This is a genomic window from Paenibacillus sp. FSL H3-0321 (assembly GCF_038002865.1).
GTDB lineage: Bacteria > Bacillota > Bacilli > Paenibacillales > Paenibacillaceae > Paenibacillus_AQ.
Window position 1 is genome coordinate 5,166,365 of record NZ_JBBODH010000001.1, and the last position, 14,688, is coordinate 5,181,052.

Sequence of the window (14,688 nt, forward strand, 5' to 3'; positions counted from 1 at the left end):
ACCACACACACTGTGGTATTTTTTTTGCCCTTAATATTTGTATACGGTAGAAGGGCCTTTAGCTCAGCTGGTTAGAGCGCACCCCTGATAAGGGTGAGGTCGGTGGTTCGAGTCCACTAAGGCCCACCATTTTCCCTGATAGCTCAGTTGGTAGAGCACTCGACTGTTAATCGAGTTGTCACAGGTTCGAGTCCTGTTCGGGGAGCCATTATGGAGAGGTGTCCGAGTTTGGCCGAAGGAGCACGATTGGAAATCGTGTAGGCGCCACAAGCGTCTCGAGGGTTCGAATCCCTCTCTCTCCGCCACAAATTTTCAACAAGCACGGCCCGTTGGTCAAGGGGTTAAGACACCTCCCTTTCACGGAGGTAACATGGGTTCGAATCCCATACGGGTCATATCATGGAGGCTTAGCTCAGCTGGGAGAGCATCTGCCTTACAAGCAGAGGGTCGGGGGTTCGATCCCCTCAGCCTCCACCATAACATTTCCCTAAGAAGCAGAAGCTTCGCAATGGATTCCAGGTGTTTTTCTGGGACCGCAAGGGAACAATAACTTTTACTGACGCGGGGTGGAGCAGCCCGGTAGCTCGTCGGGCTCATAACCCGAAGGCCGCAGGTTCAAATCCTGCCCCCGCAACCAATTTGGAACCGTGGTGTAGTTGGCCTAACATGCCTGCCTGTCACGCAGGAGATCGCGGGTTCGAATCCCGTCGGTTCCGCCATTAGTATGGCATCAGGGATCAGAAGTATAAGCTTCGCAAGAATTACTTTGCAATCTCGCAACGAAGTGCAGAGTATCCGCCCTGTTCCGTGTTTTTAGCTAATTATAAATATTGGGGATTAGCCAAGCGGTAAGGCAACGGACTTTGACTCCGTCATGCATAGGTTCAAATCCTATATCCCCAGCCATTTTCATGAGAGCCATTAGCTCAGTTGGTAGAGCACCTGACTTTTAATCAGGGTGTCGAAGGTTCGAGTCCTTCATGGCTCACCATTTCTTTAAAGTGTGCGCGTGTGGCGGAATGGCAGACGCACCAGACTTAGGATCTGGCGTTTTACGACGTGGGGGTTCAAGTCCCTTCACGCGCACCATGTTTTTGCGGACGTGGCTCAGCGGTAGAGCATCGCCTTGCCAAGGCGAGGGTCGCGGGTTCGATTCCCGTCGTCCGCTCCATATAGATTTTGCGCCCTTAGCTCAGCTGGATAGAGCGTTTGACTACGAATCAAAAGGCCGGGAGTTCGAATCTCTCAGGGCGCGCCATTTTTAATACCAACGGGATGTAGCTCAGCTTGGTAGAGCACCTGGTTTGGGACCAGGGGGTCGCATGTTCAAATCGTGTCATCCCGATTGTACACCTATGCGGGTGTAGTTCAATGGTAGAACTTCAGCCTTCCAAGCTGATAGCGTGGGTTCGATTCCCATCACCCGCTTAACAGAATAAACCACAAAAAAAGCCTGCGATATGCAAGGCTTTTTTTGTGCTGTGTGCTCAAGAGTCATGCAGCAGCTACAGTCTAGTGAAATTAGGAAAGTTGGAGTGGGACAATACTATACATAATAAGTTCCAATAAACCGATTATAAGTTATAATTGCCCATTTTTTCATGGGATAGTAATAAAGTTGAAGGGACGAAGGAATGGTGGATTCGAAATTCAATTTAGATGCATTATCGGGCAGTTCTATTTCAAACGATACAGAGATACATAAAGCGTATGGGCACCAAGGTTTTGGGGGCTGGCTCATTTTTTTTCAAATCAGCATTTGGCTGGGATTCATGATAGTGATAATTAAATTTTCAAAGGATTTAGTTTTGGATGAATTTTCATCAATAATGAAAGTAACAGAGAAAAGCTGGGAGTTATCGCCAGAATATGTTTTTTCGCATTGGCTTGCATATTTGCAAAATCCTTTTGACATTGTGATGCTGCTCGTCATAATAATTCTGTTCTATTTTAAGAAGAAACAGACCATTCATTGGGTTAGAGGATACCTGATCGTAATATCACTGATTTCGATTGCAAATTGTTGGCTAAGTTATTATTCGGGTAATTATTATAGAGGTGAACCTTTAATTATGGTGACGATCGTTTCTGTAATAAAAAATCTAATCTGGACTGCTTACTTTACTTTATCTGAAAGAGTTGAGAATACATTTGATCAATAGCTAATCGTAAAGGGAAAGTAAACTAATTAATAGTAGCTTGACGAACACGTTGGAAGATAGTTCCTTCGTGTTTTTTTGTCTGCCGGAAGTGTGTTTCGTGACAGCCAACGGGTCTGTGAAGCTGATATATTAGATTTACGATAACGGGCTTCAATGATCAGGAAGTATTAAGGAGCAACTCAAATGACAGATAAAGTAATACGAATTTTCAGAATTATTAATGCGATTCAATCTAATCCTGGTATTACGGCAACAGATTTGGCTTTCAGATGTGATGTGAACGTTAGAACGATCTACAGGGATCTTGAGATCATCAGCCATTTTGCGCCCGTTACGAACGAGGGTAGAGGCACCGGCTATAAGTTTCTTGGCAAGTTCTTTCTCTATCCGCTTGATTTTTCCGAGCAGGAAGCGTTGGCATTCTCTCTTTTACCTTCTGTACTCAATGAGGACAAAATCCCTCCGGGTTTCCATACAGCTTATGACAAAGTAATGGGTACACATATGAAGGAGAAATCCAGGCAGAATGGGATTCTGGAGAACATTGCCGACATCATTCAGATGGGCACACCCGCCTATCGTAAAGAAAGCCGGAATTTTCTACAGCCGATTATAGGGGCGATTGTGGAGCAGCGGCGGATCCGAGCTGTATATCACTCGCAGTCGCGCGATGCGACAACGGAACGTGAGATTGATCCCTACTATTTGATTCCGCGTGATCAGCGCTTTTACCTCATTGGGTATTGCCATCTTAAAAAGGCCATCCGAACCTTCAGAATCAGCCGTTTTCTGGACGTGGAGGTAATGGAGGCGAGCTTTGACAAGGGGAACTTCAATATTAAGAAATATTTGAAAAATACATGGTCCATTGACCGCGGCAATAAAAACATAAAGTTCAAGGTGCGGTTCCAGCCGGAGATTGCGCGCTATATTAAGGAAGAGGAACTGTTTGTTCATCCACGGATGAGCGATGAGCCGGATGGCAGTCTGCTGTTCGAAGTGACTGTGAACAATGAAAAAGAATTCATGAAGTGGATATTGCAATACGGGCCAAATGCGGAAATCCTGGAGCCGACATCGGCCAGAGTGGAGCTAAAGCACCGGCTGGAGCATTGGATGAGTATTTATAGGGAATAGGAGTAGAGTATCCTTTTATCCCTGATCCAAACACTGTCATTTTTAGGGCAACAAGAAACCCCGAACCTCAAGGTCCGGGGTTTTGCATATATTTTATTCAGCTTGAGGTACAGGCAATCCCAGACCTTCGGCGATACGCTGACCGAATTCAGCATCGGCTTTGTAAAAGTGGCCGATCTGGCGGATTTTAATCTCGTCGAACTCCACAGGAGTCATGGCGCCAACAATGTTGCGGATAAGGCGCGCACGTTCCTCTTCGCTCAGCAGCCGGTAGAGGTCGCCGGCTTGTGTATAATGATCATCGTGATCATAAGGGACACTGTCTGCCTGACCGGAAACGTTGTATGGAGCTGATTTATGCTGCGGAGATTCCGTTGCTCCGCCGAAGCTGTTAGGTTCGTAATACACAGAGCTGCCGCCGTTGCTGCCGGAGTTCATTGCACCGTCACGCTGATTGTTGTTGACCTCGGCAATAGGCCGGTTGATCGGCAATTGGTTATGATTCGCACCTACCCGGTAGCGGTGGGCATCGGCATAGGCGAATAGGCGGCCTTGCAGCATTTTGTCGGGGGATGCTTCAATGCCCGGAACAAAAGAACCAGGAGAGAAGGTAGCCTGCTCTACTTCTGCGAAATAATTCTCCGGATTGCGGTCCAGGACCATACGGCCAACCTCAATTAATGGATAATCCTTCTGCGACCATACCTTGGTCACATCGAATGGGTCGAAACGGTACGTGTCGGCATCCTCTACAGGCATAATCTGCACATGTAATCTCCATGCCGGGAAATCTCCTTTATCAATTGCGTTGAACAAATCCTCTGTATGATAATCCGGGTTCTCTCCGGCAATTTGTGCTGCCAGATTTACATCAAGATTTCTTACGCCCTGTTCAGTTTTGAAATGGTATTTCACCCAGACAGCCTTGCCTTCGGCATTCACCCATTTGAAGGTGTGGCTGCCGAACCCGTGCATATGACGGAGTGTAGCCGGGATGCCGCGGTCGGACATAAGAATGGTTACCTGATGCAGGGATTCAGGAGATAGAGACCAGAAATCCCAAACAGCATTCGGATTCTTCAAATGAGTCTGCGGGTGACGTTTCTGGGTATGGATGAAATCCGGGAATTTGATCGCATCGCGAATGAAGAAAACCGGTGTATTGTTGCCGACGAGATCATAATTTCCTTCTTCTGTGTAGAACTTTACTGCAAAACCGCGTGGATCACGGACCGTATCGGAAGAGCCCAGCTCTCCGGCAACGGTGGAAAAGCGAATGAACATTGGCGTGCGTTTGCCGACTTCGGCCAGGAATGCTGCCTTGGTATATTGTGACAAATCTTGAGTGACTTCAAAATATCCATGAGCACCGGCTCCTTTGGCGTGGACAACACGTTCAGGAACACGCTCCCTGTTAAAGTGGGCCAATTTCTCCAGCAGATGAACATCCTGCAGCAAGGTAGGTCCACGGGAGCCTGCGGTCATTGAGTTCTGGTTGTCTCCGACAGGGGCACCCCAGCTTGTTGTAAGTTTGTTATTGCTCTGACTCATGAATACAATCACCTCGTAATAGATTTGATATTAGATTTAGTATAAGTTCTATAATAACAAAAAAACCGGGAAAAGCAATTCTTTTTTATAATGATTTTAATTAACAATATGCTGAAATGGGTGGAATCATGATAATGGAAGAAAAGGCGTAGTAAAGGATATTCATGAATGTCGTTGAAAAGTAAGAAGAATGCAATGCAGCTATGGAGGATGAAGTGTGATTTGAGAAACGCAGTATCATCCTGCTTCATTAAAGCAATCATCTTAAAGAAGACCGCATACAAATAACTCCCATCCGCAGCAGCGGACGGGAGCAGGTAGAAAGGCAGGATAGGCTAAGGCGTCAGAGAAGTAGAATAGCTAATGATTGATGCTGAAAAATACGCAGCTTAGCCTTTGATATACATTTTGCTGTAATATTCATCCAGCATACGTTTGCTCGCGAATTCAACACGAGTGGTCTCGATGCTCTTGCGCATCATTTGTACCCATTTCTCCCGGTTGTCATAGAAGGTAGGGAGCACGCGGTTCAAGAGGGTATCGTAAAGCGCGTCGCTATCATGCTTGTCGAGCACTTCGAAATCGGTGGTCTCGAAGCCATCGCCAATCTGCCAGCCATTCTCGCCGTCAATGCAGGCTTCCGGCCACCAGCCATCCAGTATCGAGCAGTTGAGGACGCCGTTCATAGCCGCTTTCATCCCGGAGGTGCCGCTGGCTTCCAGCGGTCTGCGCGGATTGTTGAGCCAGATGTCGGAGCCGCGGGTCAGCTGTGCTCCAATGGTCATATCGTAGTTTTCCAGGAAAACGACACTTTTCGGATATTTTTTCATCATCGCCACGAGATTGCTGACGATTTTTTTGCCGTTGTCATCCAATGGATGGGCTTTGCCGGAGAAGACGATTTGGATTTTGCCGTCCTTCAGGTAAGGCTCAATGATTTCCGGCTGGGAGAAAATCAGGTCGCTACGTTTGTATGGAGCGGCGCGGCGGGAGAAGCCGATGAGCAGATTGTCCGCATTCAGGGCGATGCCGGAGCGTTCCTCGATGAATCCGATCAGCTCATTTTTAATTTCTTTATGCGTGGCCCAAAGGTCGCCGTTTTCCTCAAAGGTGCGGGTAATCCGTTCGTCCACCCAGGTAGGGGTATGAATGGCATTGGTAATGCCGATGATCTCCGATCTGCCTGCAACTTCCTTCCACATCTTGTTCGCCGTATCAGCGTGAAGCTGGGCCACTGCATTGGAAATGCGCGACAGCCTTAGACCGGCTACAGTCATATTGAAAGGATCTCCACCGATGCGTTCCATTTGATCGCGGGTTAAGCCATTGAATGCGCCCATATACTCGAGGCGGTCGAGCGGATGCGTTTCATTGCCTTCCTTGATGGGTGTATGAGTAGTGAACACAACCTCTTCACGGGTAGCTTTCCAGGCTTCCTCAAAGGTGCTGCCGCCGGACATTTTTTCACGGATCAGCTCGATGGCGGCCAGTGCGGCATGTCCTTCATTGAAGTGATAGACATCAATCGGAATTTGTAGTGCACGCATCGCTTTAACGCCGCCAATCCCAAGAACGATTTCCTGAGCGATCCGCTCTTCGCCGAACCAGCCGTACAGTTGGCCTGTAATCCAGGCATCGCTGTTCTCGGGAATATCAGTGTCCAGCAGGTACAGCGGGCTGTTGCCAAACTGCTCAGTCTTCCACACTTTACAGACAACATCGATTTTTCTTACTTTAACTGTTACTTTAACCCCTGTATCTTCAAGAAAATCATAAACATAGTTGTGATAGGAGTCATACGGATTGCCGTGGGCATCAATCTTTTGATCCGTGTACCCTTGCTTCCACTTCAGCCCGATCGGAATGATAGGAGCGTTGATATCCTTCGCACCCTTGATGTAATCTCCGGCCAGGATGCCCAGGCCTCCGGCGTACATTTTGAAATCGGAATGCAGGCCATACTCCATGCTGAAATAAGCGACTGACGGTAATTGTTTCTCGTTCACTTGATAAGCCTCCTAATACGAATTAGATTATAATCTGGTATTGCTGTAGGCTCAAACTAAGGTGCAAACGTTTGCTCAAAATGATGTGGTCTTCCCTGGAAGCGATTGCACACCTATTCTAGCACACTTGCAGTCAAAAAGCACAACGAAGTTTTTGTGAAGAACAAACGTAAGGATTCAAGAAAATACTATATAGATTGAACTTGGGAATTTGAGATAAAGGAAAGGAGCAACGGAGGGGGATTTTGGAACTGGAGGAGCGAAAGCGGCCGGAAGTCCAAATAGTCACCGTAGTTGCGACTGATCCTGTACTCTAAAACCACAAGTTCAATCTATATAAACAGAAAAGTTTGATAAAGACGGCCTCAGGCCATAAGATAAGGAAGGGACAATATTACCCTTTGAAGTGATTGCTGCCGCTGAAGCGGACTATATGGATGTGAGAGTGACAGTTCAGCATGTTCCCGACCGGAAGGATATTCAGGTCCTGTACCGAAAGCGGATAAATTATGGCCGCAGCGGCTTAAGATAAGTATAGGTTGTAAATCCAGATCGTTCAAAATAACTAATGGTGGTGTAAAGCTTGAGTATAGTGGTGATCGGAAGTTTGAATATGGATATGGTGGTACGCACCAGCCGGGCGCCTGAGGCTGGGGAGACTTTGTTTGGACAAGGCTTCGCCTTGTCACCGGGAGGAAAAGGCGCCAATCAGGCAGTAGCCGCAGCGCGTCTTGGTGCCGAGGTAGCGATGATCGGAAGTGTCGGCCGGGATGCCTTTGGCAGTGAACTGCTGGAGATTATGCGGCAGGAGCATATTGATGTCCGGCATATTGCCCAGAGTAACTCGCAGGCTACCGGCGTCGCGTCAATTGTGGTCGATGGAGAAGGGGAGAACCGGATTATTGTTGTGCCGGGAGCGAATATTGAACTTGGCCCAGCAGATATTCAGGCGCTTGAGCATGTAATCAGCGAAGCTGAAATGATCGTGATGCAGCTGGAGACGGATCTTCCAATGTGTGAACAGGCGGCCTCCATTGCGCAGCGCCACGGCATTCCGGTCATTCTGAATCCGGCTCCGGCCAGAGAGCTTAGCCAGGAAATGCTGAGACATGTGACATATCTGACCCCGAACGAAACCGAAGCGGGAATCCTGTCCGGTATTGAAGTAAACAGTACGGAGGCGGCTGAGCAGGCGGCGCGTATTTTGCTGGGAAAAGGGGTGCGGAACGTCATTGTCACTCTGGGTTCCAAGGGGGCACTGATCGTGAATGAATCCGGTAACGCGCAGCATATTGCCGGATTCCCGGTACAGGCGGTTGATACGGTTGCGGCAGGCGATTCCTTTAACGGGGCGCTGGCTTACCAACTGACCCGCAGTGTGGCCTTGGAAGAAGCGGTGAGGTTCGCCAATGCAGTTGGTGCGCTGGCTGTAGGCAAAGAAGGGGCAATTCCGTCGCTGCCGAAGCTGCCGGAGGTCGAGCAGTTCCTGAAAGAAGCAGCTGAACGGTAAGCCGGGGATAGATATAGATCGGATAGATGAGGAGCTGAAGTAAATGAGTGGCACTGTAACGGTTAAGAATGTGACTCTGGGCGAGGGGATGCCCAAGATTTGCGTATCGCTGATCCGAGCAACATTGACCGAGCTGAAGGAAGAAGCGGAGGCACTGAAAGCTCTGGCACCGGATGTGGTGGAGTGGCGGAGCGATTTTTTTGCCGGAGTGGACAATATTGAGGCAGTTACGGAAGTACTGGAAATGATCCAGGCTATTCTTCCGGACCTTCCGCTGATCTTCACATTCCGCAGCGCCAGAGAAGGCGGGGAGCGGCAGATTGCCACGGAGGATTATATCCGGCTGAATAAGGCTGCAGCCGCGAGTGGACTCGTCGATATCATTGATGTGGAGCTGTTCAATGAGGAAGCTGATGTGCAGGCGCTAATCGCTGCCGCGCATGACTGCGGGGTGTTCGTGATTGTGTCGAACCATGATTTCCAGGGAACACCTCCCGAGGAGGAGATTGTGTCCCGGTTGCGCAAGGCTCAGGAGCTGGGCGGAGATCTGCCGAAGATCGCCGTTATGCCATGCAGCGCGGCAGATGTGCTGACACTGCTGGCTGCGACAAACCGGATGCAGGAGCAGTATGCGGACCGTCCGATCATTACGATGTCCATGGCTGGAGAGGGCGTAATCAGCCGCCTAGCCGGGGAAATCTTCGGCTCTGCGCTTACCTTCGGCGCGGCCCATAAGCCATCTGCCCCTGGACAGGTGGCGGTTGCCGAGCTGCGGAAGGTGCTGGAGCTGCTGCACCACAGCCTATAGAACCGTTCATTTATTGTCCGGCAGCAATAGAAACAATTAGAATGGGGTGTTCTAAGCCATTGAAACGGCGGGAACACCTTTTTTGGATAGTTAATAGTTAAACATATATATGGTTCACACTATAAATCATCTTCAAGGTGCGGCAGGGTTTGAATCAGCGCCCGGTTATGCCCTACAATGAAGGCAGCCAAGTAGTTAAATCATCCACTTGCGGAACGAAGAAAGGGAGAACTGCCAATGACGGAATCCATCCTGGTCGTGGAGGATGAAGAAAAAATCGCCCGGCTGCTGCAGATTGAGCTGGAATGCGAGGGCTATCGCGTATTTATTGCGGGCAGCGGCCATCAGGCGCTTGAAATCTATCAGGCACAGCAGCCGGACCTCCTTCTGCTTGATGTGATGCTTCCCGGGTTCAGCGGAATTGAGCTGCTGCGCCGTATCCGGGTCAATGATGCGCTTACCCCTGTACTGATGCTGACTGCCAAAAGCTCGGTGGAAGACAAAGTATCCGGTCTTGACCTTGGGGCAAATGACTATATCACCAAGCCCTTTCAAATTGAGGAGCTTCTGGCGCGTGTCCGCGCTGCGCTGCGGCTTGCGTCTACCCGAAACATTGAGGAGACAGGCAGCTGGCTAAAAGCGGATGATCTTGAGCTGAACGAAACCACGCGTGAAGTTGTTCGGGCTGGCAGAACGATTGACCTCACCCCGAGGGAGTTCGATCTGCTGGTGTTCTTGCTGAAGAACAAGCGCCAGGTGCTGAATAGAGAGCAGATTGTGACCGCGGTTTGGGGGTACGATTATTACGGTGATACCAATGTCGTAGATGTGTATATCCGTTATGTCCGTAAGAAACTTACCCAAGGGGATCAGAGCGAGCTTATTCATACCGTCAGGGGCATCGGGTATGTCCTGAAGGACTCCCCATGAAGCTGCGGAGCAAAATTTATCTTTATTCCAGCGTGCTGTTTGCTGTACTCCTTGTCATTATGAACCTCGTCATTTACTTTATGTTCAGCCGGTTGTCGACAGATAATCAGCTGGATCAGGCCGCTGCCGAGACTGCCAAAATCGCTGCCGATATGCGAAGAGTTGGAACCGGTGTAGCTGCCCCGGAGTTGCTCCGGGCGTACGTGCCGATTGAGGGAATGCTCCGGCTGCTGGCTCCGGACGGAAGTGGACCGGCGCCCGTGACTTCGGCGTCGGAACAGGAGATCAGCCGGCTGAAGCCGGTATATTATAAAGACAAGCTTAGTGAGATTATCAAGGTGGATGGCCGTTCCTATGCTTTCGTGACGACTCCGGTCATCTGGATAGACGGGATCGTGATGAATGTCCAAATGACCAAAAGCCTGGAGAGTACGATGAATACGCTCCGCGTGCTGCGGGTTGTACTGGCGGGGGCAACCGCCTTTGCACTGCTTCCGCTGCTGCTCTCCAGCCGTGTGCTATCCGGGCTGATTATGCGTCCCATTGTGCAAATGACAGCTACGATGCGGGAGATCAAGAACAGCGGGAAATTCAGCAGACTAACGCTGGAAGACACATCCAGAGATGAGCTGGTTGAAATGGGGCGCACGTTCAACGATATGATCGCTTTGCTGGAGAGTAATTATTTGAAGCAGGAGAAATTCGTGTCCGACGCCTCGCATGAGCTGCGTACCCCGCTGACGGTGATTGAAAGCTACGCCAGCCTGCTCAAAAGGCGGGGACTTACCCATCCTGAATTGTTCAATGAATCCGTTGAAGCCATCCATTCCGAGGCGATTCGGATGAAAGAGCTGACCGAGCAGCTGCTGCTGCTGGCAAAGCACCACGAACAATGGGATCTGTCCATGAAGGTTGTTGATCTGCAAGAGCTGGCCACCGCATCGGCCAAAGTCTTCCGCAATGCATATGGCAGAGAAGTTACCGTCAATGCACAGGGGGAGGTCAGGGGATTCAGCGATGAAGCGAAGCTGCGACAGCTGCTGTTCATATTTTTGGACAATGCCCGCAAATACAGCGATGAAGCCATAACCATCACGCTTGGAGCCTCCGGGCAGGAGAGCCACATTGTCATTACTGACCGGGGCATCGGGATTCCGAGCGGGGAGCTGCCCAGAGTGTTCGACCGCTTCTACAGAGTAGATGAGGCAAGAGGCCGCCAGGGCGGAGGGGCAGGGCTGGGGTTGTCACTTGCTGCGGAAATTGCCGAAGCCATTGGAGCCAAGCTGTCCATGGAGAGTGTGGAAGGCGCCGGAACATCGGTTATGATCCGAATTGCGGCTGAGAACAGGGGAAGACAATGAAAATAAAGAAACCTGAGAGCAAAAAATTCATATGCAAAGCCGTCATTATTATTGCTGCCGTGCTGCTTCTGTCCATTGCTGCGTTTAAAATATTCGCAAATGAATCCGCACAGCTGTTGACGAAAGAGCAGGCGAAGCAGGCTGTGCTGAAAGAGTATTCCGGCAGCGTAGAGAACCTGACCCTGCAATCCGGCAACTATGTAGCGGAGCTAAAAACCGGCCAGGGTCTCTATGAGCTGGAACTGGATGGGGCAACAGGTGAGATTGTTTCCATTGTCCTGCTGGAGCCAGCCGCTTCCGCAGAGGTCCGGCCCACACCATTGCCTTCTTCGGCCCCTCCGGCAGGCGGCAGCGCCCTGCCATCCCCTTCACCGACTGCTCCGCGTGCAGTGTCGGAAGACGAGGCAGTTAAGCTGGCGCTGCAGGAGGTGCCGGGAGAACTGGATGATGTGGATACCGAAATTAACGAATCAGGCGCCTTTTATCTGGTGGAAGTGAATACAACGGATGGGCGTGAAGCGGTGGTCCAGGTGGACGCGATCTCCGGAAACATTATGTCCGTAGCTTGGGAAGAACCGGATGAGGATCATCCTTAAGCAGAATTCTCATCAATTTCTAATGTTACTGTCGCCTTTCTCTCATTTGGGCCGTGTATATTGAATACATGAGCAGCACAGATTGAACATGAGGAGGCGGCAATAAATGATGAAGATGAAATTATGGAGCAGTGTAGCGGCGGCAGCCATTCTGTTCGGGGGTGCATACAGCATCAGCGAGGTTCAGGGTGCTTCCGCAGGATCGACCGCTTCACAAAGTCAAAGCAAGACACTGATTGGCGTGGACAAGGCGGAGGCGTATGCGCTGAAGTCAGCGCAGGGCCGAATAGAGAGTATTGATCTGAAGGAGAGAATCAGCGGTTCGTATTACGAGGTTGAGATCCGTCATAACAACCAGGAAATTGACGTTCGGGTTGATGCCTACACAGGTAAAATCTTAAGCGTGCGCAAAGAAACCGATGACGATGACGATGACGACAACTACGCAGCAGTCACATCACAAAGCGGAACGATGATCAGCGCAGCTAAAGCGGCAGAAGCGGCCTCCGCCTCCGCAAAGGGTACAGTTACTGAAATTGACCTTGATGGGGACAATGGAAGTTTCGTATATGAAGTGGAGATCAGAAACGGCAAAGTGACGACCGAAGTGGGAGTCGATGCCTATACTGCGAAGGTTCTGTATACGGATGTAGATTCTGATGACGATGATGATTGAATCCATGAAAATGCAGAGGGATTAACACTATATAAAAGCGGGGCAGCCGGATATCGGCTGCCCCGCTTTTATATATCATACAACTGCTGTATCACTCCGGGCAAGCGGAGTGGAAGACTACTGCTTTGTACCTGTATAGACGTGCACAGCATCTCTCAGGAACTCGGCCAGACCCGGACGCCGCTTGTCATAATAGGCGGTAAAGCGTTCGTCATCCACATACATTTGTGCGACGTGGGCGTGAGCTTCTTTAGTATAGGTGTCCCAGTAGAAGGACAGCCACTGGCGGTGCAGCTCAGCGGCTTGCTGGGCCAGCTCGCTGGCGGAATCGCCTTCCTCCATCGCTTGCTCAAGGGCTGCGAACATGTCTGCTTCAAGCTGCTGGATGGCGGCATACTGCTCTTCGGTCATATTTTTCAGCTTGCGGTTAGACTTCTCTACAGCTTCTTCCCCGTATTTGCTGCGGGCTTCCTGTCCGTACGTACGCTCATTATCGTCAATCAGCTTTTGCTTAAAGCCTGCAAATTTCTCTTCATTGCTCATGGTTATTCTCCCTTCACTTTGGGCCAGTGTTTTTTCGACGTTTGCGATTAATTGATCCAATTGCTCTCTCCGCTGAAGCAGCTGGTCATGGTGCTCCCGCAGTGCCCGGGTGCCGTCAAAGGACGGTGCGGTCACGATTTCTTTGATCCCTTCGAGGCTTAAGCCCAGTTCCCGGTAAAAAAGAATCTGCTGCAGCCGGTCGACCTCGGCCTGGCCGTAGATGCGGTATCCCGAGGAGTTGATTCTCGCCGGCTTGAGAATCCCAACCTCATCGTAATAGCGCAATGTCCGCGTACTGATGCCCGCCAAAGCTCCCAGCTTCTGCACCGTGTATTCCATAGTGGCTGTACCTCCCATAACTTGTTTCAGCGTAGTGTTATTTGGACCCAATTGCACACTTGTAAGCTGCAGCTTGCTGCTTACAAGATCACTCTACACCTTCACGCAACGGCAATGTCAAACACTCTTTTGTGGGGAATATCGCTCAAAAAAACAGCAGCTCCCTATAGTATGTCCACTAAGGAAACTGCTGCTAACCTTGTATTACACATGAAGCCGGATTATTTCTTGCCGACCTGTGCCGTGAAATATTCCCGCAGCTCTGCCAGCTTCCGGGGATCCGCCAGCGCATCTTCACCCGGGAAGTAATGTTCGGCGACCAGTTCCCAGGTGGGAACAATTTTTTGTGAGATCATTGCCTTGATGGCGATCTTGACCGTCTTGCGTTCTCTGGCGTTGGAGAAGGTGTCCTTGTAATGCTGGGATCGCTCAAAATCCAGGTCGTTAAAGACAGCGCGGAATATCTCCCCGGTCATCTTGGCATCGTCCAGCGCCCGGTGCGCGGAACCGGAAGGCTCAAGCTCGAACAGGGTCATTGCACCTTCGACACTGATGTCATTGCTGAGGCCGCGTGCACGGAGCACGCCCTTCAAGAGATCAAAATAGGTTGCAGCCATCCAGTAGGAATCATCCATTTTGTGCATCCGGATGTCCTGAATGATCCGCTTCATATCCTCGCCGCCCCAGGTCAGAAGCAGCACTCCGTCACTGCTCTGATCCAGCCAGGCTCTAAAGGCGGTAATGACCTTGGGGAAACGGTCGGCGACGTCGATATCCTCTTGGGGAATGCCGGTTTTTTTCTTAATGAACGAATTCAGGGTGGAGAAGTATATAGGTTTAATTAAGGCTGAGAACTCATCCTTAACTTGCAATGAAGCGTCTAACCGGACGGCTCCAATCTCAATGACCTCCATAGGATGCTCGCTGGCAAATTTGCGGCCGTTGAATTCGATGTCCAGAATAATATAATCCACAGGTAATGCCTCCGTTTCAGTGACTGGCGCCTTACAAGCTGAAGAATGCGCCGACCCTTCTATTTTAGCAAAAAAAGCGGAGGAATGGGAAATAA

General features: G+C 50.1%; 12 protein-coding genes and 14 tRNA genes. 22 read left to right on the forward strand and 4 right to left on the reverse strand.

All coding sequences use genetic code 11. The annotated features are described in order from the left end of the window. Positions 1 to 52 precede the first annotated feature (52 nt). The 16 genes from MHI45_RS23125 to MHI45_RS23200 all read left to right on the forward strand — a co-directional run bounded on the left by MHI45_RS23125 (position 53) and on the right by MHI45_RS23200 (position 3,299). Positions 53 to 129, forward strand: a tRNA-Ile gene (locus MHI45_RS23125). A gap of 3 nt (positions 130 to 132) precedes the next feature. Next, positions 133 to 208 (forward strand) — tRNA-Asn (locus MHI45_RS23130). Positions 209 to 212: 4 nt separating this feature from the next. Next, positions 213 to 305: transfer RNA gene (locus MHI45_RS23135), tRNA-Ser, on the forward strand. 18 nt (positions 306 to 323) lie between these two features. Beyond that, a tRNA-Glu gene (locus MHI45_RS23140) sits at positions 324 to 395 on the forward strand. 6 nt (positions 396 to 401) lie between these two features. Continuing rightward, a tRNA-Val gene (locus tag MHI45_RS23145) sits at positions 402 to 477 on the forward strand. A gap of 83 nt (positions 478 to 560) precedes the next feature. Next, a tRNA-Met gene (locus tag MHI45_RS23150) sits at positions 561 to 637 on the forward strand. A 4-nt stretch (positions 638 to 641) separates the two neighbouring features. Further along, positions 642 to 719, forward strand: a tRNA-Asp gene (locus MHI45_RS23155). 112 nt (positions 720 to 831) lie between these two features. Further along, positions 832 to 906 (forward strand) — tRNA-Gln (locus tag MHI45_RS23160). Positions 907 to 915: 9 nt separating this feature from the next. Next, positions 916 to 991 (forward strand) — tRNA-Lys (locus MHI45_RS23165). Positions 992 to 1,005: 14 nt separating this feature from the next. Continuing rightward, positions 1,006 to 1,089, forward strand: a tRNA-Leu gene (locus MHI45_RS23170). A gap of 7 nt (positions 1,090 to 1,096) precedes the next feature. Further along, positions 1,097 to 1,171: transfer RNA gene (locus tag MHI45_RS23175), tRNA-Gly, on the forward strand. A 10-nt stretch (positions 1,172 to 1,181) separates the two neighbouring features. Next, positions 1,182 to 1,258 (forward strand) — tRNA-Arg (locus MHI45_RS23180). Between the two features lie 13 nt (positions 1,259 to 1,271). Further along, positions 1,272 to 1,345: transfer RNA gene (locus MHI45_RS23185), tRNA-Pro, on the forward strand. Positions 1,346 to 1,357: 12 nt separating this feature from the next. Further along, positions 1,358 to 1,428 (forward strand) — tRNA-Gly (locus MHI45_RS23190). Positions 1,429 to 1,634: 206 nt separating this feature from the next. Further along, complete coding sequence (locus tag MHI45_RS23195; protein WP_076110433.1) at positions 1,635 to 2,162, forward strand: DUF2569 family protein; 528 nt, start codon at positions 1,635 to 1,637, stop codon at positions 2,160 to 2,162. A gap of 183 nt (positions 2,163 to 2,345) precedes the next feature. Further along, entirely contained in the window at positions 2,346 to 3,299 is a 954-nt protein-coding gene (locus MHI45_RS23200; protein ID WP_076110432.1) for a helix-turn-helix transcriptional regulator, read from the forward strand. A 93-nt stretch (positions 3,300 to 3,392) separates the two neighbouring features. Here the strand turns inward: MHI45_RS23200 and katA are convergent, their stop codons facing one another. Further along, entirely contained in the window at positions 3,393 to 4,850 is a 1,458-nt protein-coding gene (katA, locus tag MHI45_RS23205) for a catalase KatA (RefSeq protein WP_076110431.1), read from the reverse strand. A 389-nt stretch (positions 4,851 to 5,239) separates the two neighbouring features. Then, entirely contained in the window at positions 5,240 to 6,856 is a 1,617-nt protein-coding gene (gene glgP / locus MHI45_RS23210) for an alpha-glucan family phosphorylase (protein WP_076110430.1), read from the reverse strand. A gap of 592 nt (positions 6,857 to 7,448) precedes the next feature. Between glgP and rbsK the strand changes: the two genes are divergently transcribed. From rbsK to MHI45_RS23240, 6 genes are all read left to right on the forward strand, one after another. Next, entirely contained in the window at positions 7,449 to 8,366 is a 918-nt protein-coding gene (gene rbsK, locus MHI45_RS23215; RefSeq protein ID WP_341119834.1) for a ribokinase, read from the forward strand. A gap of 43 nt (positions 8,367 to 8,409) precedes the next feature. Beyond that, positions 8,410 to 9,174: a type I 3-dehydroquinate dehydratase gene (gene aroD / locus MHI45_RS23220; protein ID WP_341119488.1), complete on the forward strand. Its 765-nt coding sequence runs from the start codon at positions 8,410 to 8,412 to the stop codon at positions 9,172 to 9,174. 237 nt (positions 9,175 to 9,411) lie between these two features. Then, positions 9,412 to 10,104: a response regulator transcription factor gene (locus MHI45_RS23225; RefSeq protein WP_340894757.1), complete on the forward strand. Its 693-nt coding sequence runs from the start codon at positions 9,412 to 9,414 to the stop codon at positions 10,102 to 10,104. Beyond that, positions 10,101 to 11,465, forward strand: a complete 1,365-nt coding sequence (locus tag MHI45_RS23230; protein WP_076110426.1) for a sensor histidine kinase — start codon at positions 10,101 to 10,103, stop codon at positions 11,463 to 11,465. The genes MHI45_RS23225 and MHI45_RS23230 overlap by 4 nt, the downstream gene beginning before the upstream one ends. Next, complete coding sequence (locus MHI45_RS23235) at positions 11,462 to 12,061, forward strand: PepSY domain-containing protein (protein ID WP_076110425.1); 600 nt, start codon at positions 11,462 to 11,464, stop codon at positions 12,059 to 12,061. The genes MHI45_RS23230 and MHI45_RS23235 overlap by 4 nt, the downstream gene beginning before the upstream one ends. A gap of 106 nt (positions 12,062 to 12,167) precedes the next feature. Further along, positions 12,168 to 12,737 (forward strand): PepSY domain-containing protein, encoded by a 570-nt coding sequence (locus MHI45_RS23240; protein ID WP_076110424.1) that lies wholly within the window; start codon positions 12,168 to 12,170, stop codon positions 12,735 to 12,737. Between the two features lie 117 nt (positions 12,738 to 12,854). Here MHI45_RS23240 and MHI45_RS23245 read toward each other — a convergent pair whose 3' ends face one another. Both MHI45_RS23245 and MHI45_RS23250 read right to left on the reverse strand, forming a co-directional pair. Beyond that, a complete protein-coding gene (locus MHI45_RS23245) occupies positions 12,855 to 13,619 on the reverse strand; it encodes a MerR family transcriptional regulator (protein ID WP_076110423.1) in 765 nt (254 codons plus the stop codon). Between the two features lie 221 nt (positions 13,620 to 13,840). Beyond that, the gene (locus tag MHI45_RS23250) at positions 13,841 to 14,593 is read right to left on the reverse strand and encodes a 3'-5' exonuclease (protein ID WP_076110422.1); all 753 of its coding nucleotides are present in this window, start codon (positions 14,591 to 14,593) and stop codon (positions 13,841 to 13,843) included. Between the last annotated feature and the right edge of the window lie 95 nt (positions 14,594 to 14,688).

Excerpts from the sequence above, each read along its gene's own strand:
- MHI45_RS23230 (WP_076110426.1), top strand. The coding sequence starts at position 10,101 with ATGAAGCTGCGGAGCAAAATTTATCTTTATTCCAGCGTGCTGTTTGCT.
- katA (WP_076110431.1), bottom strand. The coding sequence starts at position 4,850 with ATGAGTCAGAGCAATAACAAACTTACAACAAGCTGGGGTGCCCCTGTC.
- MHI45_RS23240 (WP_076110424.1), top strand. The coding sequence starts at position 12,168 with ATGATGAAGATGAAATTATGGAGCAGTGTAGCGGCGGCAGCCATTCTG.
- MHI45_RS23225 (WP_340894757.1), top strand. The coding sequence starts at position 9,412 with ATGACGGAATCCATCCTGGTCGTGGAGGATGAAGAAAAAATCGCCCGG.
- MHI45_RS23195 (WP_076110433.1), top strand. The coding sequence starts at position 1,635 with ATGGTGGATTCGAAATTCAATTTAGATGCATTATCGGGCAGTTCTATT.
- MHI45_RS23200 (WP_076110432.1), top strand. The coding sequence starts at position 2,346 with ATGACAGATAAAGTAATACGAATTTTCAGAATTATTAATGCGATTCAA.
- MHI45_RS23235 (WP_076110425.1), top strand. The coding sequence starts at position 11,462 with ATGAAAATAAAGAAACCTGAGAGCAAAAAATTCATATGCAAAGCCGTC.
- MHI45_RS23245 (WP_076110423.1), bottom strand. The coding sequence starts at position 13,619 with ATGGAATACACGGTGCAGAAGCTGGGAGCTTTGGCGGGCATCAGTACG.
- aroD (WP_341119488.1), top strand. The coding sequence starts at position 8,410 with ATGAGTGGCACTGTAACGGTTAAGAATGTGACTCTGGGCGAGGGGATG.